Source organism: Rhodobacter sp. 4.3.4 (assembly GCF_058724655.1).
Genome location: NZ_CM178967.1, coordinates 2,972,685 through 2,995,906 on the forward strand (window position 1 = coordinate 2,972,685; position 23,222 = coordinate 2,995,906).

At 68.3% G+C, this 23,222-nt stretch carries 24 protein-coding genes and 2 tRNA genes; 8 read left to right on the forward strand and 18 right to left on the reverse strand.

Annotation, left to right across the window (positions count from 1 at the left end):
• Entirely contained in the window at window positions 1–414 is a 414-nt protein-coding gene (locus tag AC4PTB_RS14720) for a DUF4376 domain-containing protein (RefSeq protein WP_492190624.1), read from the forward strand.
• Window positions 415–423: 9 nt separating this feature from the next.
• Window positions 424–2,490, forward strand: coding sequence for a hypothetical protein (locus AC4PTB_RS14725; protein WP_492190625.1), 2,067 nt, complete (start codon window positions 424–426; stop codon window positions 2,488–2,490).
• A gap of 172 nt (window positions 2,491–2,662) precedes the next feature.
• Here AC4PTB_RS14725 and AC4PTB_RS14730 read toward each other — a convergent pair whose 3' ends face one another.
• The 3 genes from AC4PTB_RS14730 to ybaK form a co-directional block, all read right to left on the reverse strand.
• Window positions 2,663–3,064 carry a hypothetical protein gene (locus AC4PTB_RS14730; protein WP_492190626.1) on the reverse strand — a complete coding sequence of 134 codons (402 nt, stop codon included), beginning with the start codon at window positions 3,062–3,064 and terminating at the stop codon, window positions 2,663–2,665.
• A 130-nt stretch (window positions 3,065–3,194) separates the two neighbouring features.
• Window positions 3,195–4,106, reverse strand: a complete 912-nt coding sequence (locus tag AC4PTB_RS14735) for a lipid A-modifier LpxR family protein (protein ID WP_492190627.1) — start codon at window positions 4,104–4,106, stop codon at window positions 3,195–3,197.
• Window positions 4,107–4,212: 106 nt separating this feature from the next.
• Complete coding sequence (gene ybaK / locus AC4PTB_RS14740; RefSeq protein ID WP_492190628.1) at window positions 4,213–4,692, reverse strand: Cys-tRNA(Pro) deacylase; 480 nt, start codon at window positions 4,690–4,692, stop codon at window positions 4,213–4,215.
• Between the two features lie 161 nt (window positions 4,693–4,853).
• Between ybaK and AC4PTB_RS14745 the strand changes: the two genes are divergently transcribed.
• From AC4PTB_RS14745 to ilvD, 3 genes are all read left to right on the forward strand, one after another.
• Window positions 4,854–5,621, forward strand: a complete 768-nt coding sequence (locus tag AC4PTB_RS14745; protein WP_492190629.1) for a 3-hydroxyacyl-CoA dehydrogenase — start codon at window positions 4,854–4,856, stop codon at window positions 5,619–5,621.
• 11 nt (window positions 5,622–5,632) lie between these two features.
• Window positions 5,633–6,805 (forward strand): acetyl-CoA C-acyltransferase, encoded by a 1,173-nt coding sequence (locus AC4PTB_RS14750; RefSeq protein ID WP_492192644.1) that lies wholly within the window; start codon window positions 5,633–5,635, stop codon window positions 6,803–6,805.
• A 144-nt stretch (window positions 6,806–6,949) separates the two neighbouring features.
• The gene (ilvD, locus tag AC4PTB_RS14755; protein WP_492190630.1) at window positions 6,950–8,785 is read left to right on the forward strand and encodes a dihydroxy-acid dehydratase; all 1,836 of its coding nucleotides are present in this window, start codon (window positions 6,950–6,952) and stop codon (window positions 8,783–8,785) included.
• 72 nt (window positions 8,786–8,857) lie between these two features.
• On the opposite strand, the gene AC4PTB_RS14760 is transcribed toward ilvD, so the two are convergent.
• Together AC4PTB_RS14760 and AC4PTB_RS14765 are read right to left on the reverse strand one after the other, a co-directional pair.
• Window positions 8,858–9,541, reverse strand: coding sequence for an exopolysaccharide biosynthesis protein (locus AC4PTB_RS14760; RefSeq protein ID WP_492190631.1), 684 nt, complete (start codon window positions 9,539–9,541; stop codon window positions 8,858–8,860).
• Between the two features lie 160 nt (window positions 9,542–9,701).
• Window positions 9,702–10,145: a GNAT family N-acetyltransferase gene (locus AC4PTB_RS14765; protein ID WP_492190632.1), complete on the reverse strand. Its 444-nt coding sequence runs from the start codon at window positions 10,143–10,145 to the stop codon at window positions 9,702–9,704.
• Between the two features lie 111 nt (window positions 10,146–10,256).
• Here AC4PTB_RS14765 and AC4PTB_RS14770 point away from each other — a divergent pair, with 111 nt between their 5' ends.
• On the forward strand, window positions 10,257–10,451 hold the full coding sequence (locus AC4PTB_RS14770; protein ID WP_492190633.1) for a DUF4169 family protein: 195 nt from the start codon (window positions 10,257–10,259) through the stop codon (window positions 10,449–10,451).
• Entirely contained in the window at window positions 10,448–10,726 is a 279-nt protein-coding gene (locus tag AC4PTB_RS14775) for a ribbon-helix-helix domain-containing protein (RefSeq protein ID WP_492190634.1), read from the forward strand. The genes AC4PTB_RS14770 and AC4PTB_RS14775 overlap by 4 nt, the downstream gene beginning before the upstream one ends.
• Here the strand turns inward: AC4PTB_RS14775 and olsA are convergent.
• The 3 genes from olsA to AC4PTB_RS14790 all read right to left on the reverse strand — a co-directional run bounded on the left by olsA (window position 10,651) and on the right by AC4PTB_RS14790 (window position 12,577).
• Complete coding sequence (olsA, locus tag AC4PTB_RS14780) at window positions 10,651–11,481, reverse strand: lyso-ornithine lipid O-acyltransferase (RefSeq protein ID WP_492190635.1); 831 nt, start codon at window positions 11,479–11,481, stop codon at window positions 10,651–10,653. The genes AC4PTB_RS14775 and olsA overlap by 76 nt on opposite strands.
• Window positions 11,478–12,257 (reverse strand): L-ornithine N(alpha)-acyltransferase, encoded by a 780-nt coding sequence (olsB, locus tag AC4PTB_RS14785; protein WP_492190636.1) that lies wholly within the window; start codon window positions 12,255–12,257, stop codon window positions 11,478–11,480. The genes olsA and olsB overlap by 4 nt, the downstream gene beginning before the upstream one ends.
• Before the next feature lie 140 nt (window positions 12,258–12,397).
• Window positions 12,398–12,577 carry a DUF3553 domain-containing protein gene (locus AC4PTB_RS14790; RefSeq protein WP_492190637.1) on the reverse strand — a complete coding sequence of 60 codons (180 nt, stop codon included), beginning with the start codon at window positions 12,575–12,577 and terminating at the stop codon, window positions 12,398–12,400.
• A 40-nt stretch (window positions 12,578–12,617) separates the two neighbouring features.
• On the opposite strand from AC4PTB_RS14790, the gene AC4PTB_RS14795 reads away from it, so the two are divergent.
• Window positions 12,618–13,250 carry a histidine phosphotransferase family protein gene (locus tag AC4PTB_RS14795; RefSeq protein ID WP_492190638.1) on the forward strand — a complete coding sequence of 211 codons (633 nt, stop codon included), beginning with the start codon at window positions 12,618–12,620 and terminating at the stop codon, window positions 13,248–13,250.
• Window positions 13,251–13,277: 27 nt separating this feature from the next.
• On the opposite strand, the gene AC4PTB_RS14800 is transcribed toward AC4PTB_RS14795, so the two are convergent.
• From AC4PTB_RS14800 to AC4PTB_RS14845, 10 genes are all read right to left on the reverse strand, one after another.
• Window positions 13,278–14,543, reverse strand: a complete 1,266-nt coding sequence (locus AC4PTB_RS14800) for a glutamate-5-semialdehyde dehydrogenase (RefSeq protein WP_492190639.1) — start codon at window positions 14,541–14,543, stop codon at window positions 13,278–13,280.
• A 65-nt stretch (window positions 14,544–14,608) separates the two neighbouring features.
• Window positions 14,609–14,685: transfer RNA gene (locus AC4PTB_RS14805), tRNA-Asp, on the reverse strand.
• Between the two features lie 170 nt (window positions 14,686–14,855).
• A tRNA-Asp gene (locus AC4PTB_RS14810) sits at window positions 14,856–14,932 on the reverse strand.
• A gap of 132 nt (window positions 14,933–15,064) precedes the next feature.
• Window positions 15,065–16,057 carry a sugar-binding transcriptional regulator gene (locus AC4PTB_RS14815; protein WP_492190640.1) on the reverse strand — a complete coding sequence of 331 codons (993 nt, stop codon included), beginning with the start codon at window positions 16,055–16,057 and terminating at the stop codon, window positions 15,065–15,067.
• Window positions 16,054–18,495 (reverse strand): putative bifunctional diguanylate cyclase/phosphodiesterase, encoded by a 2,442-nt coding sequence (locus AC4PTB_RS14820; RefSeq protein WP_492190641.1) that lies wholly within the window; start codon window positions 18,493–18,495, stop codon window positions 16,054–16,056. Before AC4PTB_RS14820 ends, AC4PTB_RS14815 begins: the two co-directional genes overlap by 4 nt.
• A gap of 173 nt (window positions 18,496–18,668) precedes the next feature.
• Complete coding sequence (locus AC4PTB_RS14825) at window positions 18,669–19,610, reverse strand: FAD:protein FMN transferase (protein WP_492190642.1); 942 nt, start codon at window positions 19,608–19,610, stop codon at window positions 18,669–18,671.
• Window positions 19,600–21,807 carry a PepSY domain-containing protein gene (locus AC4PTB_RS14830; protein ID WP_492190643.1) on the reverse strand — a complete coding sequence of 736 codons (2,208 nt, stop codon included), beginning with the start codon at window positions 21,805–21,807 and terminating at the stop codon, window positions 19,600–19,602. Before AC4PTB_RS14830 ends, AC4PTB_RS14825 begins: the two co-directional genes overlap by 11 nt.
• Before the next feature lie 23 nt (window positions 21,808–21,830).
• Window positions 21,831–22,298 (reverse strand): DUF2271 domain-containing protein, encoded by a 468-nt coding sequence (locus tag AC4PTB_RS14835; protein ID WP_492190644.1) that lies wholly within the window; start codon window positions 22,296–22,298, stop codon window positions 21,831–21,833.
• Window positions 22,299–22,308: 10 nt separating this feature from the next.
• The gene (locus AC4PTB_RS14840) at window positions 22,309–22,692 is read right to left on the reverse strand and encodes a hypothetical protein (protein WP_492190645.1); all 384 of its coding nucleotides are present in this window, start codon (window positions 22,690–22,692) and stop codon (window positions 22,309–22,311) included.
• Between the two features lie 135 nt (window positions 22,693–22,827).
• Window positions 22,828–23,184: a PepSY domain-containing protein gene (locus AC4PTB_RS14845; protein WP_492190646.1), complete on the reverse strand. Its 357-nt coding sequence runs from the start codon at window positions 23,182–23,184 to the stop codon at window positions 22,828–22,830.
• Window positions 23,185–23,222 lie beyond the last annotated feature (38 nt).

The following is a 23,222-nucleotide window of genomic DNA, read 5'->3' on the forward strand; positions in this document are numbered from 1 at the left end:
ATGCGGCTGCGCGAGATTAATGTTCAGAGCGGCGCGGAAACCGAGCGGGACGCCGTCGCCTCTGAAATCACGACACACCCCATGACGGTGGCGGAGATGCTCAGTCAGCTCAAATCGGCGCGCGACGCGGCCATTGCCCGCGGCATCGAGGTCAACGGCTTGCGCGTGCAGACCGACGATCTGAGCCAGAGCCGCCTCACCGCCGCGGCGCTGGCCGCCCAGCTCGACCCGGGGGCAACCGTGCGCTGGAAGCTCGCGGGCGGGGAATTTGTTGATCTGGCCGCGGCGCAGATCATCGCCCTCGCGCTGGCGGTGCGCACCCATGTGCAGGCCTGTTTCGACCGCGAGGCCGAACTGAAATCCCTGATTGAGGCGGCTGAAGACCCCGGCTCGATCAATTTCACAACCTTCTGAGGAGCCGACATGTCAGTTTTGGAATTCATCGTGCAGTCAACGGGAAAATCGCGCGAAGTGACCGACGCGACACCACTGCCCGTCTCCCCCGGCAACGTGAAGTCGAAGTTCCGGGAGGCGTTCGAGGATTTTGATTCCGTCGCCGTCTGGGCGCAAACGCTGTCCGCGGGGGATATCGTGGCGGTCGACGGGAACACGGTCGCGTCGAGCTATCTTGTCATCTCGAAAGACCCGCTCTCAGCGGGCGTCACGACTGTCGAAACACTCGCCTCCTTCCAGATGCCCTATGAGCTTGCAGTCGGCCTTTCGATGTCGCAACGCACGCTTGGGCAGGAATTTGCCCTTGAAATGGTCTCGACCGATGCGCCGCTCGCCGCGCCGGCGGATCTGGCGATTGCCTCGATCCAGCAAGCCACAACGACGCTCACCGTCACCACGGAGACCGCGCACGGGCTCAAGCCCGGCATGCGCATCGGCATCCGCGACGTGGCGCAGAACAGTGCGCTGAACTATCCCGCTCTCGTTGTCGCCACGGCGCCGAGCGAGACGCAGTTCACAGCGACTGCCGGTCCGGGGGGGAACATCCCGAGCGTGACTTCCGGGCCGTTCGCATCGGGCTTCGTTTTCTTCCGTTCTGCGCTCGGCTACGCGACCGACGGCGCCTCGGTCATCTTCGAAAACGCCTCGGCCACCAACGGCTCCTTCTATGTCCGGTCGCAATCCGGGGACGTTCTCCCCAGCGGCGCCTTGGCGGGGAACCATTCGACGACGCTCGGCAGCACCGCATCGGTGCAGGCGATCAACGCGGCTCTGGCCTACGCTTTCCAGCCGACCACGGAATTCCGGCTTTCGGCGTTCGTGGATGGACTGCAATGGACTGACGGCGCGATCGATGCGGTGACCGGGCTCAGCCACCGGCTGCGTCGGTCTCAGGTGGTTCCAGACCACAACAAGAGCTACAAGCTTCGCCTGCGCGCGACGAACAATCCGAGTCGGACCCAGCCGGTGGCGCAGATCGTCTCGGCGACCAAAACCGGCACGACCACCGCCACCGTGGTCACCGATGTGCCGCACGGGCTCACGACCGGCGATGTTATCGTGTGCTACGGCAACCGGGATGCCACCAACTTCGCCAACCTCACCGCGGCGACCACCGTTGCTTCGGTGGTCAACGCAACCATGTTCACCGTGGTTTGGGGCTCGGCCGTCACCGCGACCGGCTATGGCGGCTATGTCGCGCGCGTGAACGGGGGCAACCTGATGTCGGCGCTCGGCGCGGTGGCGCAGGTGGCCCAGAGCGTGAGCCGGACCGACAATGTCGTCGCGCTCGTGGGCAGCGCCGCTTGGGCTGGGCTGCTGATCGGCGACTATGTGAACCTGATCGGTTGCCGCAGCGCGGTGGATGGCAGCACCATCGGTATCGACGGAGCGTATCGGGTGCGGGACATCCAAACCACGACGCTCTACCTCGACCCCATCGGTTCCACGCCGACCGGGGCGAACATCGGCTCGGTCAACTGCGGCGGTGGCGTGATCAAGCGCACCGATATGCGCGTGAGCTTCGCGCGCATTCTCGACTTCGACCGCCAACGCGTCGAGTTCATGCCGCGCCCGGCAAACGACCTGACGGCCGCGCTGCCGGTTGCGATTGCGAACACGCCGAGTGTCGCGCTGGCAGCCAGCACTAACTTGGCCGCCGATGTCGGCGTTCAGTTCGTCTCGGGTCGGGGCTCCGCGCTTGCTGTCGCGCGCCTTCTGTCCGCTGCGTCGACGACAAACGCCACCTCGGTCAAGGCCTCTGCTGGCAAGGTCGCTAAGATCGTCGGGTACAACGCCGCTGCCGCGGTGCGCTACCTCAAGCTCTACAACAAGGCGAGCGCCCCCACGGTAGGGACGGATACTCCGGTTGCGACGATTGCGCTGCCCCCGAACGCCGCCTTCGATTTCGACCTGGGCGCTGTCGGCCTGATTTTCGCAACCGGCATCGCCTACGCGCTCACCACCGGATCCGCCGACGCCGATACCGCTGCCCTGACCGCAGGCGACATCCTCGGCCTCAACATCTTCTACGTCTGACAGGAAGCACCATGTCGTTCCAATTCTCTACCGCGGTCCGGAGCGCGGTAGAGATCGCATGTAACGTGGCGGCTGAGTTGCGCTAGAGACGAATGCAGATGACGGATCGGGCGGAGTGACCGCGTAGCGTCAGGACGGACGGGCGGGAAAAAGTTTTCCTGCCAAAGCTGGTTCAGTTTCCTGCCAAAGCTGATCGCGCGCTACACAGACGCGCCCGCGCCGCGGGCAGTTCGATCAGCGTGATGTCATGGGCCCGAATGCCGTCGGTCACGGTAAAGCTTTGATCGGGAAGCTCGGGCAGATCGGCCCGGGCGCGAAAGGCGGCGCTGTCGCCGCCCTCGATCGCGACGCCCAGAAGGCGGCGCACCACCCGGGCGGCGCGTTGGCGCAGCGCCTCGCTGCCCTCGGCACCGCTCAGGATCAGCAGGTCGGACGGGCCATCGACCCGCACCGCCTCGCCGCTCCAGCGCCAGCATGCCCCCGTCGCAAGGCTGTCGACCGGGGCCCCTGCGGTGCCGTCGATCTCTGTCTGGTCCCACGCGATCACGAAGGTACCCAGATAGCCCGGCTTCATTGCCTGTATGTCCTGCCTCGTTTTATGGACCCTTCGGTCCTTGATTAAGCAAAACCTAACATGGGTGATTCGCCTTGTGAATCCCCCATTTTGACCCAGATCAAGGAAAGGACGATTTGGCGCGAAAAAGTCAGAAGCGCAGCCGCAACCGGACCGAGCCCAGCAGCTGCCCCTCGGGCTGGCCGACAAACTCGCGCGAGAGCCAGGTGAGGCCGTAAAACAGCCCGACCCGGCCCAGCCGCGTCGAGACCCCGGCGCGCAACCGGCTGCGGGTCTGTTCCGGCTGCACCTCCCAGCCGCCCGGCAGATAGGCGCTGTCGAAGACATGCGCGACATCGGCCCCGACGACAAAGGCGGTGCCGCCCGCATCGGTGCCGCCGATGCCGACATAGCGATGGCCGGTGATCTCGTCGCGCCGCCACAGCGCCCCCCGTTCGCGCTGCCCGAAGGCCAGATCGGCCCCGACGCGCAACAGCTTTTCGTCGCCCGCCCGCGCCTCGAGGAAGGGGCGCAACTCGGCCCGCCCAAGCGCCATCGGCCGGGCGATTTCGGCGCTGACCATCGGATAGACGTGGTTGGGCAGCTGCGTCTGGGCGGCGCGCGGCGGGGGCTCGTCCAGCAGGTCATGCAGCGCCCGCTGCAGATCGGAAATCCCGTTCGCCGGGCCGGTCCAGACCAGACCGAAGCCGAGATCGGCCTCGGTGCCCGCACCAAGGGCAAAGGGGGTGTGGATCGAAAACGCGGCTTTGCCGACATAGCGCCGGTCGCCGCGCAGGCTTTTCAGCCGCGAGGGCGCGATCACCGCCCCGCTCAGCCGGTATTCGAGGATCTCGAAGGGCTGCGCGGGCAGCTGCCCCTGCCACTGCGGACCGCGCAGCCAGGACATCGTGTAAGAGCCGGTCTGCCAGCGGTCACGGCCGTCGCCAAGCACGTCATTGTTGAGAAAATGGCCAAAGCCCAACGGCCGGGTCTCGGCCGGGGCGGCGGGGGCAAGGGCCAGAAGGCCAAGCAGGGCAAAAGCAAGCGGGATGAGACGCGGCATGGGGCTCCAGAAGGCGGAAGGGAGGGGTGAACCTTGGTATCGCGGCGAGGATATCACGGCGAATTCCGGCGAAACTGCGACGCGGGCGTGACATCCGGGGGGGCGATCAGGGCGCGGCGATCAGATCCCGGGCCAGACCGCCCGAGACCGCCAGCGCAGCTTCAGGCGCCAGCCGCACCATCAGGCCCCGCTTGCCACCATTGACGACGATCTGCCCCTGCCCCAGCGCCGCGGCCTCGAAGGCCACCGGCACCCGCTTCTTCTGCCCGAAAGGAGAAATCCCCCCGGTGTGAAAGCCGGTCAGCCGCTCGGCCTTGTCGGCGGGCATCATCGTCGCCGCCTTGGCCCCGAAGGCCGCCGCCACCTTTTTCATCGACAGCGTGCAATCCGACGGGATCACCGCGCAGGCGGGCTTGCCGTCGACCTCGACCATCAGCGTCTTCAGCACTTCGGCGGGATCGGCGCCGATCGCCGCCGCCGCATGCAGACCGATCTTGTCCTGCCCGGCGACGTAATCATATTCGATCCGCTCGAACGCCACCTTGGCGGCCTCGAGCGCCCGGGTGGCGGGGGTGGCTGTGCTCATCGGGCTCTCCTTTGCGCTGTCTTGCCAAGCCCCCTGCCCGCCGTCAACGCCTCATCCGCGCCGCAAATTCCGTTGCGTCGCAACCGCAGGATGTCCCGCCTTTGCCGTTGCCAGACCACCCCCGGCCGATAGGATTTGACGTCAGGGAAAGGGAGGAGAAGATGCAGATTTCAGAGAGGGTCTTTGTCGTCACCGGCGGCGGCTCCGGGCTGGGCGCGGCGGTCGCGCGGATGGTCGCAGAGGCGGGCGGCAAGGTGGTGATCGTCGATCTGAACGCCGAGGCGGGGATGGCGACGGTCTCGGATCTGGGCGCGGGCGCGCGGTTTTGCCGCGCCGATGTGACGCTGGAAGAAGACGGCAGGGCCGCCATCGATCTGGCGGTCTCGGTCTTTGGCCGTCTGGATGCGCTGGTCAATTGCGCGGGCATCGCGCCGGGGGAAAAGATCCTCGGTCGCGAGGGGCCGCACCGGCTCGACAGTTTCGCCCGCGCGGTGACGGTGAACCTTGTGGGCACGTTCAACATGCTGCGGCTGGCGGCCGAAGCGATGGCGAAGAACGCCCCCGGCCCGGGCGGCGAGCGCGGGGTGATCGTCAACACCGCGTCCATCGCGGCCTTCGACGGGCAGATCGGTCAGGCGGCCTATGCCGCGTCCAAGGGCGGCGTCGCGGCGCTGACCCTGCCCGCGGCGCGCGAGCTGGCCCGGCACGGTATCCGCGTCGTCACGGTGGCGCCGGGCATTTTCCGCACGCCGATGATGGCGGGTCTGCCGCAGGAGGTGCAGGACAGTCTGGGCGCCTCGGTGCCCTTCCCGAACCGGCTGGGCGATCCGGCGGAATATGCCGCGCTGGTGCGGCACATCTGCGAAAACCAGATGCTGAACGGCGAGGTGCTGCGGCTCGACGGCGCTTTGCGGATGGCGGCGAAATGACGGGGGAGACGATGGATCCGGTGGTGATCGTGGGCGCAGCCCGCACGCCGATGGGCGGCTTTCAGGGCGCGTTTTCGGATCTTGCCGCCGCCGATCTGGGCGCGGTGGCTTTGGGCGCGGCGCTGTCGCGCTCGGGCGTGCCCGTCGAGGCTGTGGACGAGGTGTTGATGGGCTGCGTCCTGCCCGCGGGGCAAGGTCAGGCCCCGGCGCGGCAGGCGGCGCTGAAGGCGGGTCTACCGCTTGCGGCGGGGGCGACGACGATCAACAAGATGTGCGGTTCGGGCATGAAGGCGGCGATGCTGGGCCATGACCTTCTGCTGGCCGGTTCGGCGCGCGTCGTGCTGGCGGGCGGGATGGAGAGCATGACGAATGCCCCCTATCTGCTGCCGAAAGCCCGCGGCGGGCTACGGCTGGGGCATGGGCAGGTGCTGGATCACATGTTCCTGGACGGGCTGGAAGATGCCTATGACCGCGGCCGGTTGATGGGCACCTTTGCCGAGGATTGCGCCGAAACCTTCGGCTTCACCCGACAGGCGCAGGATGATTACGCCATCGCCTCGCTGACCCGGGCGCAGGCGGCGATTGCCAGCGGGGCTTTCGCGGCGGAGATCGCCCCGGTGGAGGCGGGCCGGGCCGGGCTCATCACCACCGACGAACAGCCCGGCAAGGCGCGGCTGGACAAGATCGCGACGCTGAAACCGGCCTTCCGGCCGGGCGGCACGGTGACGGCGGCGAATTCCTCCTCGATCTCGGACGGGGCGGCGGCGCTGGTGCTGATGCGCGCCTCCGAGGCCGAGGCCCGCGGGCTGACGCCGCTCGCCCGGGTGCTGGGCCATGCGACCCATGCCGATGCGCCGAACCTGTTTCCGACCGCCCCCATCGGCGCGCTGACGAAGCTGGCCGGGAAGCTCGATCTGGATCTGCGCCGGATCGATCTGTTCGAGGTGAACGAGGCTTTCGCCGTGGTGGCGATGGCGGCAATGCGGGCGCTGGATCTGCCGCATGAGCGGGTGAACCTGCATGGCGGCGCCTGCGCGCTGGGGCATCCGATTGGCGCCTCGGGGGCGCGGGTGCTGGTGACGCTGCTGGCGGCGCTACAGACACATGGGCTGAAAACCGGCGTCGCGACGCTGTGCATCGGTGGCGGCGAGGCCACGGCGATGGCGGTGGAGCTGATGGCGTAAGGGCGGGTTCGGGCGGAGAAGGAAAGGCCCCGCCTTTCCCCGCCCGACAGCGCCCGGCTGCGACCATGCCGCAAGGCTTCGGGTTGGCATCGCCCCCCGGCCTGCGCTAGAAGGGCCAAATCCAAGCCAGCCCGGAGACGCCAGATGCCGCAGTATCGTTCCCGCAAATCGACCCATGGCCGCAACATGGCGGGGGCGCGTGGCCTCTGGCGCGCGACCGGCATGACGGATGGCGATTTCGGCAAGCCGATCATCGCCGTCGTCAACTCTTTCACCCAGTTCGTGCCGGGGCACGTGCATCTGAAAGACCTTGGCCAGATGGTCGCGCGCGAAATCGAGGCGGCGGGCGGGGTTGCCAAGGAATTCAACACCATCGCCATCGATGACGGCATCGCCATGGGCCATGACGGGATGCTCTATTCCCTGCCCTCGCGCGAGGTGATCGCGGATTCGGTCGAATACATGGTCAACGGCCACTGCGCCGATGCGATGGTCTGCATCTCGAACTGCGACAAGATCACGCCCGGCATGATGATGGCGGCGATGCGGCTGAACATCCCCGTCATCTTCGTTTCCGGCGGGCCGATGGAGGCGGGCAAGATCAGCCCCGACGTGATCGACCACGACCTTGATCTGGTCGATGCGATGGTGGTCGCCGCCGACGACAGCTACACCGACGAACAGGTCGAGGCGATCGAGAAAGCCGCCTGCCCGACCTGCGGCTCGTGTTCGGGCATGTTCACCGCGAACTCGATGAACTGTCTGGCCGAGGCGCTGGGTCTGGCGCTGCCGGGCAACGGCTCGATGCTGGCGACCCATGCCGACCGCAAGGCGCTGTTCCTCGAGGCCGGGCGGCGCATCGTCGACATCACCAAGCGGCATTACGAGGGCAACGAACCGGGCCTCTTGCCGCGTGACATCGCGACCTTCGAAGCGTTCGAGAACGCCATGAGCCTCGATATCGCCATGGGCGGCTCGACCAATACGGTGCTGCACCTTCTGGCCATCGCCTACGAAGGCGGGGTGAATTTCACCATGGACGACATCGACCGGCTGTCGCGCAAGGTGCCCGTGCTGTGCAAGGTCGCGCCCGCCAAGCAGGACGTGCATATGGAAGACGTGCACCGCGCAGGCGGCATCATGGGCATTCTGGGCGAGATGGGCCGTGCGGGTCTGTTGCATCTGAACGCCCGCACCGTGCATTCCGCCTCGATCGGCGAGGCGATCGCGACCTGGGACGTGATGACGGCGAATGATCCCGCCGTCGACAGCTTTTACCGCGCCGCGCCCGGTGGCGTGCGCACCACCGAGGCGTTTTCGACGCAAAACCGCTACAAGGAGGTCGACCGCGACCGGCAGACGGGGGTGATCCGCTCGGCCGAACATGCGTTCTCAAAGGACGGCGGTCTGGCGGTGCTGTTCGGCAATATCGCGGAAAACGGCTGCATCGTGAAAACGGCGGGCGTGGACGAGTCGATCCTGAAATTCACCGGCACGGCGAAAGTCTTTGAAAGCCAGGACGATGCGGTCTCGGGCATCCTGACCGGCAAGGTCACCGAGGGCGAGGTGGTGGTGATCCGCTTCGAAGGCCCGCGCGGCGGCCCCGGCATGCAGGAGATGCTTTATCCGACCAGCTATCTGAAATCGAAAGGCCTGGGCAAGAAATGCGCCCTGCTGACCGATGGCCGTTTCTCGGGCGGGACCTCGGGGCTGTCGATCGGCCATGTCAGCCCAGAAGCCGAGGAAGGCGGGCTGATCGGGCTGGTGGAAACCGGCGATGTGATCGAGATCGACATTCCGAACCGCAGCATCCATCTGGCCGTGGCCGAAGACGTGCTGGAGGCGCGGCGTGCCGCCAAGGGGCCGCTGCCCTGGACGCCCGCGGCGGCCCGTCCGCGCCATGTCTCGACCGCGCTCAGGGCCTATGCGATGTTCGCGTCCTCGGCGGCGAAGGGCGGCGTGCGCATCCTGCCGAAGTAAGCCTTTGCCAGCCAAAGAAAAAGGCCCCCGCCGCGGCGGGGGCCTTTTGCGTTTCAGGGCGCGACAGGCGCCTCAGGACCAGGTTTGCAGCACATGCGCGGCGGCGGCGATCATCGCCCAGATCACCCCATGCACCAGCGCCAGGGCCAGAAGCCCCGCCACCACCCCGGCCAGCACCCAGACGCCATCGCGCTCAAACAGGCCCAGACCGATCAGCGCCAGCGCAAAGGCCGGGCCGACGTTGCCCAGCGGAATCGGCAGCGTCAGGACGATTGCCAGCACCAGCGCCAGCAGCCCCAGCCCCTGCTCGGCCCAGCGCGAGGACATAAAGCTCAGCCGCGGTTGCAGCATCCTTTCGGCGCGCAACAGCCGCGGCACCAGCACCGCCGCCAGACGGGCGAAATCCGCCCGCGCGATCGAGCGGTTGGCGATGAAGGCGGGAAACCGCGGCGGCCCGCCGATCAGCATCTGAAAGGTCAGGAAGATCAGCGGCAGCCCCAGCACGGCCGAGGTGCCCGGCGGCGTCGGCAGCACGTTCGGCAGCGAAAAGATCACCAGCAGCGGGCCGAAGGCGCGCACGCTGAGCCGGTCGAGCAGATCGGAAAGCGCGATCCGCTCACGGCCCTGATCCTCGGCCAGTTCGGTCAGCAGATCCGACAGCCGCTCGGGCCGCGGCTGACGCGCCAGACGCGCGCGCAGTCTCGCGGCAACGGCCCGGGCGCGGGCGCGGGCGGCGGGGCCGGGCATCCGGCTCATGCGCGGCGCCCCGAGGGACCGCCGGACCGGAAAGCGGGGCACATGGGAAATCGACACGTCATGAGCGGGAATCACAAAGGTCAGAGGAGAGTATCTCGCAGATAGGCCGCCCCTCCCGCGGGCGCAAGTCCGCGGCGGCCGAATGTTGCGACCGGGCGGCTCAGGGGGTGATCGCGTAAAGGATGAAGCCCGAGGCCGGGGCATAGCTGTCATAAAGCGCCCGCGCCGGGGCATTCGTTTCTGCCGTCAACCAGCGCACCGAACTGTAACCGCGGGCACGCGCGAAGGCGCGGACATGGTCGATCAGCGCCCGGCCGACGCCCTGCCCGCGCGCCTGCGGCAGGGTGAAAAGGTCGCTCAGATAGACCACCATCCCGCCCGAAAGCGATCGGTGCATCAGCGAATACTGCACGAGGCCAAGCGCGGTTCCGGCTGCGTCACGGGCGATATCGGCCCAATAGGGTTCGGTTTCGGAGCGGATCCAGTCCCAGACCCGGGCCTCGGCGGCGGTGGCGTCGGTGCGGTAAAACGCGGCATAGGCGCGAAACAGCGCCTCCCGCTCCGGGCGGTCGGTTTCGGTGACGGGGGCAATGGTCAGGGGCATCGGCGGTCTCCTTTGGCACAGGAAAGCGCAGGCGGATGGCTGCGGCAAGCCGCCAAAGCGGGCGATCACCGCCCGGATTGCATGAACCGCGGCCCCGTGCGATGCTGCGCCATGGCCGAGATCGTCAATCTGAACCGTTTCCGCAAGCAAGCCGCCCGCGCCGAGGCGAAGGCCGCGGCCGATGCCAATGCCGCCAAATTCGGCCGCACGAAGGCGCAGAAAAAACTGGAGGAGGCCGAGGCGGCCCGGGCCCGCGCCGTGCTTGAGGCGCATCGGCGCGAGGACACCCCCGGGGACGAGGCGTGAGCGAGGCGCCGCGCAAACATTCGCTGACGCTCGGCGGGCACCGCACCTCGGTCTCGCTTGAGGACGCGTTCTGGACCGGCTTCAAGGAACTGGCCGCCGCCCGCGGGCTTGGCCTGAACGAGGCCGCGCGCGAGATCGACGCCAGCCGCGATCCGGGCACCGGGCTGGCCACGGCGATCCGGCTTGCGGTGTTGCGCCACTACCGCGACCGCTGCACCAGCCCCGAGCGCACCGCCGCCTCGCAGGCCGCCGCCAGATCCTTGCGCGAGGGATAATCCGACACATCGAGCGGCGGATGGAACACCACCTCGGCCGCGCCCTGCCGGGCGACCGAGAGCACCTTGGCCAGATGCGCGCCAAAGGTCATGTCGCGCCACCAGCCGTAAAACCGCGGGTCCTCGCCCTCGGGGGCGGTGTAATTCACCGTGACAGGCTGGATCTGCATCACCTTGTCGAGCCCGTGGGTGTAGAAGGCGGCAAAGAGCGTCGTCTTGAACGGCAGCACCTGCAGCCCGTCGGTCGAGGTGCCCTCGGGGAAGAACAGCAGATGATGGCCGCTGCGGATGCGATCCTCGAAGATCGCCTGCTGCGCCTTCGCTTCGCGCGGATCGCGGCGGATGAAGACGGTGCCGGTGGCGCGGGCCAGCCAGCCGATGAAGGGCCAGTCCGCCACCTCGTCCTTGGAGACGAAATAAAGCCGCTGGCAGGCGTTCAGGGTGAAGATGTCGAGCCAGCCGGTGTGATTGGCGACGACGGCGCCGATATGGCGCATCGGCTCGCCGCGCACGCTGTAGCGCAGCCCGAGGATGGCGATGCAGATCCGGCAGACGGCGGTGGTGATCGCCGGGGTCCAGGGCCGGTGCCCGCCATGCAGGGGCTGCTCGATCAGCCGCAGCGCCAGATGCAGGATCAGCCCGACCAGCAGCACCGCCGCCATCGGCCCGCCGCGCAGGATCAGCCGCGCCCGCCCCGCCAGCGTCGCGGGCGTCTCGGGCGGCGGTTCGTCGCCCATCCAGACCGGCCGGGTCATCCGCGCCCCTCCACCCGCCGGGTGTAGAAGTCCCGGTGCTTTTCCGACATCGCCTGCGTATCCATCAGCAGCATGACATCGGTGGTGTTGAAGGGCCGGTCGACAAAGGCGCCCTCGCCGACGAACCCGCCCAGCCGCAGATAGGCCTTGATCAGATTGGGCATCGCGTCGAGCGCCGCGCGCCGGTCCAGCGCCTGTTTCGGCACCAGATCCATGCGTTGAAACTGCCGCGCGCGCGGGCGCAGCCCCTCGGGCGCCAGATGGTGATGATGCAGCCAGGAGAGCGGCTGTTGCAGCGCCGCGACATCGGTGCCGTGAAACGAGGCGACGCCGAACAGGATCTCGATCTCATGCGCCAGAACGTAATCGGCCAGCGCATTCCACAGCATCAGCATCGCCGCACCGCCGCGATGATCGGGATGCACGCAGGACCGCCCCAGCTCGAGTAGCCGCCGCCCCGAGGCGCGCAGCGGCGTCAGATCATATTCCGCATCGCAATAGAATCGCCCGATCTCGGCCGCCCGGTCCGAGCGCAAAAGCCGGTAAGCCCCCACCACCCGGTCCAGATCCGCTTCGGGTTTCGCCGTGTCGATCAGCACGAGATGGTCATAAAGCGGATCGAATTCATCGGCTTCCAGCCGGTTTTCATGATCGATCAGCGGCCCCGCCCCGCCCAGCTCCTCGACGAAAACGGCATAGCGCAGCCGCTGCGAGGCCCTGATCTCCGCTGCGTCCCGCGCCAATCTGACTTCATAAGAAAGCGGTGCTGCCGCCATGCTCAAGCCTTCCGTCTTCGTTCACATTTAAGCGCCCGCGCGCAAGGCTGCAATGACGCGGACCGCATGCCCCGCACGGCGAAACGGATCAGGGCCGCGACGCGGGGCTGTTAACCAATTTTAAAGCTGTTAACCTTTTATCAACCTTGGTCGGGAATAACGAGGGCAAGCTGCACCCGTCGCCCGTCGATCACCTGTTTACCGGCATGTTCGAAATTGACCGTCACCCTGTCGCCGACGCGCGACTGCACCTGCCCCAGCCCCCAATCGGGGGCCTGGGGGTTCTTCACCAGCATCCCCGGTTCCAGAAACTCGTTCATCCTGCCCTCGCTCCGGCGACCCCCGAAAGGGAAATCCACCATGCCCCATGACGCCTTTGCCACCGCCCCCCTGCCCGAGACCATGCCTTCCGAGGCCGATCTGGTCGCTCTTGTCGGGTCGCGACTCTGCCACGACCTTATCAGCCCTTTGGGGGCGATCGGCAACGGGGTGGAATTGCTGACCATGTCCGGGCTGGCCGACAGCCCCGAGGTGCAGCTGATTTCGCAAAGCGTCGCCGCGGCCAATGCGCGGATCAAGTTCTTCCGCATCGCCTTTGGCCAGGCCTCGGCCGATCAGCGCATCGGCACCCCGGAAATCCTTGGCGTGCTTGAAGAAATCTCGCGCGGGGGGCGGGTGAAATACCATTGGCTTGGCGCGGGCGAGCAGTCGCGCCGGGTGGTGAAGCTGATCTTCCTCGGGCTTTTGTGCCTGGAACCCGCGCTGCCCTGGGGGGGCGAGGTGGTGATCTCGGAAGAAGACGGCGAATGGCGTCTGGTCGCGCAAGCCAAGCGCACCAAACCCGATCCCGAGCTGTGGTCGCGGCTTTCGGGCAGCCTTGCCACGGTCTCCCCGGCGCAGGTGCAGTTCCTGCTGTTGCCGCGCGAGGCCGGGCATCAGGGGCGGCGCGTCGTCTGGGAGGTGGCCGAGACGGGCGCCGAGATCCGGTTCTGATCCCTGCGCCCGGCCCCGGGCGTTACCCTACGCCCGGATCGTGCCGTCGCCGCGCACCAGATATTTGAACGAGGTCAGCTGCTCGGCCCCGACCGGGCCGCGCGCATGCAGCTTGCCCGTGGCGATGCCGATTTCCGCCCCCATGCCGAATTCGCCACCATCGGCGAATTGCGTCGAGGCATTGCGCATCAGAATGGCGCTGTCGAGCCGTTCGAAGAACCGCGCCGCGGTGGCGTCATTCTCGGTCAGGATCGATTCGGTGTGGCTTGAACCATGGCGGCGGATATGGGCGATGGCGCCATCAACCCCGTCCACGAGCTTCGCCGCGCAGATCATGTCGAGGAATTCACGGCCGAAATCCTCCTCCGCCGCGGGTTTGGTGCCGGGGATATGGGCGAGATCGGGGCAGACCCGCATCTCGACGCCCTTGGCGATCAGATCCTCGATCAGCACCGCGCCGTGTTGGGCGTAAAACGCCCGGTCGATCAGCAGGCATTCCATCGCGCCGCAAATGCCCGTGCGGCGGGTTTTCGCATTCACCACCACACGGCGGGCTTTCTCCAGATCGGCCTCGGCATCGGCATAGATGTGGCAGATGCCCTCCAGATGCGCAAAAACCGGCACCCGCGCCTCGGCCTGCACCAGCCCCACCAGCCCCTTGCCGCCGCGCGGCACGATCACGTCGATATGGGCCACGGCGCGCAGCATCTCGGCCACCGCCGCCCGGTCACGGGTGGGGACCAGCTGGATCGCCGCTTGCGGAAGCCCGGCGGCCTGCAGCCCCGCGACCATGCAGGCGTGAATCGCCCGGCTGGAATGGAAGCTTTCCGAACCGCCGCGCAGGATCACCGCATTGCCCGCCTTGAGGCACAGCGCGCCGGCATCCGCCGTCACATTCGGGCGCGATTCGTAGATGACGCCGATCACGCCCAGGGGCGTGCGGACGCGCTGGATGTGCAGCCCCGTCGGCCGGTCCCATTCGGCGATCACCTCGCCCACCGGATCGTGCTGGGCGGCGACGGCGCGCAGCCCCTCGACGATGCCGCGCAGGCGGGTTTCGTCCAGCATCAGCCGGTCCAGCATCGCGGGGGAAAGGCCCTTGTCGCGACCAAAGATCATGTCTTCGGCATTGGCGGCCAGGATCTCGTCCTGACGCGCGGCGACGGCCTCGGCGGCGGCCAGAAGGGCAGCCTCCTTGCGCGGCGCCGGGGCAAAGGCCAGCTCGGCCGCCGCGGCCCGGGCCGCCCGGCCCATGGTGTCGATCAGGGTTTTCGCATCCAGCTCGTCGCGCATCAGAGATCCTCCGTTGGGCGCGTGATACGCCACGAAGGGGGAAGCGTCCAGAGGGAGGGGGAAAGTGGCGCGGTTGACGGGGCTCGAACCCGCGACCCCCGGCGTGACAGGCCGGTACTCTAACCAACTGAGCTACAACCGCGCGATGGGCGGGGTGTAGCGGCTGGGGCAGAGGGCGTCAAGCGGGAAAGCGCAGGTGTCTGGCGGAACCCGACAGCAAGCAGGAACGCCCGCATCCCGATCCGCCCGACACGGGCCGGACAGAGCCGTGGAAAAGCAAAAGCCCCCGCCGGGGCGAGGGCTTTTTGAAAGTGGCGCGGTTGACGGGGCTCGAACCCGCGACCCCCGGCGTGACAGGCCGGTACTCTAACCAACTGAGCTACAACCGCGCATTTCTCCCGGGCCGTAACCTCGGGCGTGGGAGGCTTCTACGCATCCACGCCCCCCCCGTCAAGCGGTGAAACGCGAAAATTTCACCGCGACAGGGCTGCAAATTTTCACCGCAGCCGGGCTGCGGATTTTCACAACAGCAGCGCCGCGAACTCCGCCTGCTCCTCTTCGTCAAGCAAAGCCACCGCCGTACGGCTGTCGGTCACCAGATCCTGCAACAGATGCCCCGCCAGCGCCGCATGCAGCGCCACGACCTTGTCGGTCCCGCCCGCCAGACCGATCACCCGGCGGCGCCGGAAGTCGGCCGCGGCGGGCGCCAGCGTGCGGGCGGCCAGCGCGGAGTGCAGCTCGCGGCCCTCCGCGTCGAAGAATCGGCCCAGAATCTCGCAGGCGGCGCCAAGGCCAACGATATCCGCCAGATCCTCGGCGCCGATCAGGCCGAACTGATGCAGCTGGTTTTCCGGCGCGGCGCGACCGATGCCCACCACCCAGACCTCGGCCTGCAGCGCCATTTCGGCGGCCCGCCTCAGCATCGGCTGGCGCAAAAGCTCCGCCGCTTCCTCGGGCGTGGCGGCGTAAAGCGGGCTTGGAAAGGGAAAGGCCTGCGCCCCCAGCCGCTGCGCGATCTGGCTCATCACCACATTCGGATAGGCGGCATGGGCACAGGTCAGCTCGCCCAGAAGCGAGACGAAGCGCAGGCTGCCCACCCGGATCTCGGGCAGTTGCGCCACCATCGCGGCGATGGTCCGGCCATGCGACACCCCGACGATGCCCGGGGCCGAACGCGCCTGCAGCACCCGCATCAGATGCCGGGCGGCGGCGGCGGCGATCAGCGGCCGCGGCTCGGTCTGCTCGCGCGGCAGCTGCGCGATGCAGACGGTGCCCAGCCCGAACCGGTCGCGCAGGCGGCGGGCAAGACGGCGGATCAGCCGCGCCCCCTCGGCGGCGCCCGGTGCCGAAATCGCCTCGCTCGGGCGCTGATCAAGCAGCGCCTGCACCCGCTCGGCGGGCAGGCCAAGCCGCCAGCCGATCTCCTCGACCGAAAGGCCGCCGATGTCATGCAGCCAGCGCGCCCGCGATTCGGGCGTGTCGGGATGGGGCAGCCGGTGCGGCGGTGCGGTCATGCGCCCGATCCTCCGAGAGCGGCCAGAACGATGGCGCGCGGTCGCGATTCCTTGGCCAGATAGCGCGCCTCGAAACTGCGCAAGCCCAGCGGCCGCCCCAGCAGGAAACCCTGCATCGCCGGGCAGCCCTCCTCCTTCAGGATGGAGAACTGCGCCTCGGTCTCCACCCCCTCGGCGATCGCCCGCAGGCCCAGCGCCCCCGCCATCGCCAGGATCGCCCGCATCAGCGCCCGGGCGCGGTCGGGCTCGGGCCCTTCCAGACCGCGCACGAAGGAGCGGTCGATCTTGATTTCCGCCACCGGCAGGCTTTGCAGCACCCCCAACGCCGATTGCCCGGTGCCGAAATCGTCGATCGCGATCTTGTAGCCGACATCGCGCAGCCGTTCGAGATTGCGCCGCTGCCGCAGCCCCGGCGCGGCCAAGCCGGTCTCGGTCAGCTCCACCGTCACCTGTTCGGGGTCCAGCCCGACGCGCAACAGCCGCTCGGCCAGATCGGCATGGCCCGGCGCATCCAGCGTCGTCGCATTGATGTTCACCGCCAGCGGCAGCCGGATCCCCCGCGCCGCCCAGTCGGCCAGCATCGTCCCGGCCAACCGCATCACCTCGAGGTCGATCGCCGCGACCAGCCCGTCCACCTCGGCCACCGGAATGAATTCCGCAGGCGAGATCGGCCCCAGCTCGGCATCGGTCAGCCGCAAAAGCGCCTCGGCGCCGATCAGCCGGATCCCCTCGCGCACGTCGAATTTCGGCTGCAGATGCAGCTCGAAACTGCCCTCCTCCAGCGCCCGGTGCAACGCCTGCGCCACCGCGGTCCGGCGCTCGAACTGCGCCCCGATCTCGGGCGAGAACAGCGTCACCGTGTTGCGGCCCCGCGCCTTCGACTGATGCATCGCCATGTCGGCCGCGCGCAACAGCGCCTCGGCGCAGCCGCCCGGCCCCTCCTGCAGCGCCACCCCGATCGAGACGGTCAGGAAACATTGCCGCCGCGGCAGCCGCATCGGTCGGGCAAAGGCCCGCACGATGTCCCAGCTGCGCGATTCGGCGGCCAGCGCATCGGCCCCGGGCAGCAGCACGACGAATTCATCCTCGCTGGTGCGCGCCAGCAGCGCCCCCTCGGGCAGGCCCTGCTCCAGCCGCTTCGCTGCCGATTTGATCAGCTGATCCGCGGTCTCGTGGCCCAGCGTGTCATTGATCAGCCGGTGATTGTCGAAACCGATGCACAGCACGGCGATCTTGCCGCCCCCCCCGGCGTCAAGACGGGTCAGGCTTTCGCCCAGACGCCGCATCATCAGATAGCGGTCGGGCAGGCCGGTCATCAGATCATGGGTGGCGATGAAGCGGGCATTGTCGATCGATTTCTCAAGCTGCTGGCCCAGATCATGCAGGGTGGTGATGTCCGACAGCGACAGCAAAAGCCGCCCGTCACCGGGATCGCCCGGCAGCGGCACCACATCGACCTGCAACAGCCGCCAGCGCCCGATCCGGCGCGAGCGGATCAGCACCGGGCCGCTGTGGCCGGGCTCCTCCATCGCCGCGGCAAGATCCGCCCGCCCCTCCTCGATCGGCAGCAGCTCGAACAAGGGGCGGCCGCAGACCTCGCCCGCGCCGCAACCCATCAGCGCGCAGGCCTCGGGATTGGCCAGCACGATCCGGTCCTGCGCATCCAGCACGATCTTGCCGCTGGGCAGCGCATCGAGGATCGTCGTCAGCCGGTCGCGTTCGCGCGCCAGCGCGCCCTCCAGCGTCGAGACCGCGGTCATGTCGAGATCGCAGCCCATCAAAACGCTGATCTCGCCCGCGGGGTCCCAGCGCACGGCACGGCAAAAGGACAGGAAAGTGACCCAATGGCCCAGCCGATGCCGCGAGCGCGACAGACATTGCACCAACGCGCCGCGGCGCAGCCGGGCACGCGTCTCGGGGGAATCGAACTCCGCGACATCCTCTGGGTGGCTCATCCGCGCCCAGTCGTCATGGGTCAGCGGCTCGAACGCCTCGGGGCCGTAGCCAAGCCGGTCCTTCCACCAGGCCGAGACATTCAGCGCGCCGCTGCGCAGATCGACACTCCAGGACGAAATGGGGGTGATGCCGGCGTTTTCCAGCGTGTTGCGCGCCACCTGCAGCGCGGCATCGAGGCGCAACAGCCGCCCCGAGGCCGCAGCGCGCGGGCTGACGGCGGAGCTCGCATCCGGTTCAAGACAGGTCAGGATGAAATCCTCGCCGCCGCCGCCCCAGCGCATCCGCAACAGGATCCCCCGCGCCGAGGAGGTTTCGGGCAGGTCCAGCCCCAGCCGCGCCGGAGCCGGGCCAAAGCTCAGGAAGCGGCACAGATCGGCGCGGTCGTCGGGATGGAAAAGCTGCGCGAAAGCGGCCAGATCAAGGGTCAGATCGCCCGCGGCACGGCCCAGAACGATCAGAGGTCCGGCGGCGCCGCTTCGCAACCGCCAGGGTAGCTCTCCGACACAAGCGGACGCCAAAGCGCCGGATGCCGGATCGAAACGGGGGCTGCGAACGACCAATCCTGTCTCCGGTTTCTCCCTTCTGGCTTAAACCGTAGCATTATTTCGCGCATCGGGCGAGTGCAATCACGCATCCCGGACCCGTCTGCCCCGCGTCAGACCGCCTTTGGCAGCGGGGCGCTGCGGTCGGCCCCGGTCAGGCAGATCAGCTCGGCGCCAAAGCGCGCCGCCAGCGCCCTGCCCCGGCTTTCGCCCAGCACCATGCAGGCGCTGGCCAGCGCATCGGCGCGCATGCAGCTCTCGGCCAGCACCGTGACCGAGGCCGGACCGCCAATCAGCGGCGCGCCGCGGGCGGGGTCCATCGTATGGGCCAGATGGCGGTCGCCGACCCGGACCCAGTGCCGGTAATCGCCCGAGGTGGCGATCGCGATGTCGTTGAGTTCGAACATCGCATGAATGGCGCGCTGGCCGAAATCGGGGCGTTCGAGCGCCACCGCCCAGCCGCGATCGTTTCCGTCGCGGTCCTTGGGCGGTTTGCCGATGGCGCGCAGCTCGCCGTCGATCGCAGCAAGCGCGCTGTCAATCCCCGCCGCGCGGGCGGCCGCGATCAGCCGGTCCACCCCGTAGCCCTTGGCGATGCCGCACAGATCAAGGCTCATCTCGGCATGCTTGCAGGCGCGGCCCTGCGCCGGGTCCAGCTCCAGCACCTCGTAGCTGGGGCGGCGCGACTTTGCCATCGCAGCGCGGATCGCGGTTTCATCCGCGGGCACCGGGCCGAAGCCCCAGGCGCGCACGGCATCGCCCATCGCGATCTCGAAGGCGCCGCCGCTGTCGCGGCCGATGACCAGCGCCTCTTGCAGCACCTCCATCAGCTCGGGCGGCAGATCCTGCCAGACCCCGAGCGGCGCCGCATTGAAGCGCATCAGGTCGCTTTGCGGCTTCCAGGTCGACATCTGCGCATCGATCCGGTCCACCTCGGCCTGACAGGCGGCGCGCAGGGGCGCGGGGTCGAAGCCCGGCGCGGGATGCAGCGTCAGCGCCCAGCGCGTGCCCATCGTGGCGCCGTTCAGCACCAGGCGGGCGGTTTCAGTAGACATCTTCGGCATAGCGTCCCTCGGCTTTCAGGGTGGCGGGCGTCTGCCCGAGCGGGGCCAGGATCTCGGTCAGCGCGTCGCGGACCGCCCCGGCCATGTCGCGCCCGCCGCAGACCATGATCTGCGCCCCCGCCCCGATCAGCCGCGCCAGTTCGGGCGCGTCCGTTCGCAGCGCATCCTGCACATAGGTCTTCGGCCCATGGCGGGAAAAGGCGGTCGTCAGTTTCGTCAGCTGCCCCGCCGCCTGCCAGTCGCGCAGCTCGGCATCATAAAGCAGGTCGCTTTGCGGCGCGCGGGCACCAAAGTAGAGGTGCATCGGCCGGTGACGACGGTTGGCGCGCAAAAAGCCCGCCAGCGGCGCGACGCCGGTGCCCGCGCCGATCAGAATGACCGGCTTGCGGCCCTTTTGCGGCCGGAACGCGGGGTTGCGGCGGACAAAGCCCGCGATCGTCGCGCCCGGGACCAGATCGGTCAGCTGCCCCGAGCACAGCCCGCCCGGATGCCGGCGCACGCAGATTTCCAAGAACCCGTCCCGCGCCGAGGAGGCGAGCGAATAGAACCGCGGCAGGTCCGACCCCCGGGGCAGCACGCCGATCAGATCGCCCGCCTCGAACGTCGCAAGCCCCTGCCCGGTCAGCCGTTGCCACAGCGTCGGGCGCGGCAGGGCAAAGCGCAGGATCGAGGTCGGCGCCTGCACCTCGGCGCCATAATCGCGCCGCGAGATCAGGGTGAGCGTGCTGGTCTTCGGCCGCTCGGGCAGATGCGTCAGATCCAGCGGCAGGTTCAGCGCGGCGCCCAGATCGCGGCTCCAGCGGGCGAAATCCTGGGCCGATTGCCGGTCGACGGTGGCCATCGGCAAGAGCTCCGCCCAGCCGATCCGCGCCGCCGCGGCGCGCAGGCTTTGGGCAAAGCCGCAGAACTGCGGGAAGGTGCGATCGCCAAAGCCAAGCACGGCCACCGGCGCCGCGGGGGCGGTTGTCAGCGCCGCGATGCGATCAAGGACGCCCTTGGCGGCGGTCGGCGCCTCGCCCTCGCCATAGGTGGCCGCCAGGATCAGGAAGCGGCGGGCCTTGGCGTGGCGGGCGGGATCGAACCCGGCCAGCGGCGCGGTGTGAACCTTTTGCCCGGCTGCGGTCAGGCCATCGTGAAGCGTGCGGGCAAAGCCCCAGGTCGTGCCGCCCTCGGAGGCCACAAGCACCACGGTTTCGGCGGCATCGGCCCGGGCATTGTGGCGGATGCGACGGTTGGAGCGCAGACCGGCCCACCAATGTTGCGCCCCGCTCAGCGCCAGCGCGGGCACCGACAAAGACATCAGCCCGAGCAGCAGACCCAGCATCGAGGCCCCCTGCCCCGTATGCAGCATCACCATGATTTCCGTGGCTTTTTCAAAAAACCCGGGGGTGGCCGAAGACAGCATCGCCCCGGTGCCCGGATCGATCAGCGCCGCGCCGCCCTCGGTCACCAGCTTGAACGTGTCGGTCGGATCGTCGGGCGAGGGCAGCGAAAGCTCCCGCAACGCATGGGCGGGCGTGTTGGCCAGCGCCGGGATCTGGTCATAGGGCAGCCGCGGCAGGTTCGCAGTCGCCAGCGCCGGTGCAGGCTCGGCCGCGGCATCGGGCAAAAGCGAGAACATCGAGGCGGTCATCCAGAGCGCGGTGACCGAGGACAGGATCAGCCCGCCCACGGCGAACCGCGCCAGTTCCACATGCAGCCGCCCGGCAAAGGAACCGCGGCTGCGGCCAAACCAGCGGCGCCAGCCGCCCATCCGCCGCGCCACCAGCCAGGCCCCCGAGAGCGCCAGCGCCAGCATCAGCGCCGCGCCCGCCGCCGCGACCAGCCGCCCGGCGTCGCCCGCGAACAGCTCGCGGTGCAGACCGGTCAGGAACCGCGATCCGGGCAGCGGATCGGGGCTGCCGATATCGGCGCCGGTCGCGGGGTCGATCACCGCCGCGCCGGGCCTGCCGCCCTCGAACCACCAGGCCACCACCCGCCCCGAGGGCGCGCGGCGGATCTGTTCCAGACCGGGATGGGCCGAGGCCACCCGTGCCGCCAAATCGGCGACCGTCAGCGTGCTTGCGGCCTGCGGCACGGCGAGCCGTTCCAGCGCCGGATAAAGCGACAGCGCCGCGCCCGAAAGCGCCAGAACGAAAACCAGAAGCGCCGCCAGAAGGCCGGGCCAACGGTGCAGAAATCGCAGCACGGGAGTGCCTCCTTTTCAGGGGTTTACTTGGAGATGGTCAGGCTCTGGACGAAGTATTTCCCCGCCACCGGCTTGCCCAGATTGTCCGAGGTCAGCGGGATGGAGACATCCTTGGGCACGTCCGACATCTTCTCGACCGAACTGTCGACATGCAGGACATAGCCCTGGTCAAACAGCGTGTCGGCCAGATCGAGGGTGATCTTCAGCTCGCGCCCGGCCCCCACCGAGGCCCCGGTGATGCCATCGACCTGCGCGGTATTGCCGCCGGTCGCCGCATACCAGCCGCCGAGGTGGCTGTAGTATTTCGCCTTGCCGCCCGCCATCCAGAGCGAGCCGACATAGGCGCCATTCGCATCGGTGACGTAATAGGCGAGATAGGCGCCATCGCCGCCATAATTGCTCATCTGCGTGGTGAAGGTGACCGGGGTGGCCAGAGCCATCCCCGGAACAAGTGCGGTCGAAAGCGCCAGAGCGGTGTGAAACGGTTTCATCGCGGCCCCCTCAGTTCGTTTGCACTTGCGGTTTCGAACCCGGCGCGAAAAGGCCGTTCGCGGGCGGGGCGACCGTGCTCGCTGCCGCCGGGGCCGCGCCGCAGCCGGTCGCGCCGGGCGGGCAGTTGCGGCCGCCACGGTCATCGTCGTCGTCATCATCGTCATCATCGTCATCGTGATCGTGGTGATGGCCGAACCAGCCGAAGAAGCCGTCGTCAAAATCATGATGATGATCATTGTCGGCCAGCTGCACCGGCTGGGCGGCCGGGGCGGCGGCAGGGGCGGCGGGGGAGCCGGCCAGAAGCGGCGCATCGATCGGCGCGGCCGAAAGCGCGCCCACCACGGTCGAAGACAAAAGCGCGGCCAGCGCGATCAGGGGAAGAGAGGATTTCATCTGCGATTTCCTTTGGTTGCATCAGGAACAAGAGCACCCGTCCCGGACTTCGGGTCCGGGGCAAAGGGGATTTCGGAAAAGTGGGCGGCGGCTCCGACCAAGGAAAAACCGCCGCCCTGCCCGGGCGGACCCGGATCAGTCGTCGTGATGGGAGGAACGATCCTGGTCGTCGTGGTCATCGCCGCGACGGCGGTGATGGTCGTCGTCATCATCATCGTCGTCGCCGCGGCGCAGGATCATCAGCGAGCCGGGGTCGAGCCGCATCCGCACCCGCTGTCCGGTCGCATCCCGCGCATCGACTTCGTAACAGCCGTCGTCGATCTTGATGCGCCGCACCGTCAGGCCCTGCCGCTCCACCAGCGCCTGCACCGCCTCGCGCGGTTGCCAGTCGGCCATCGGCACGGTGCAGTCATTGTCATGCGCGGCGGCGGCGGGGGCCTGTGCCAGCACCACCAAGGCGGCGAAAGCGGGCAGGAAGCGGGAAGCGGTCATGAGGTTCTCCAATCAGGATGAGGCGCTTTTGACCCCCG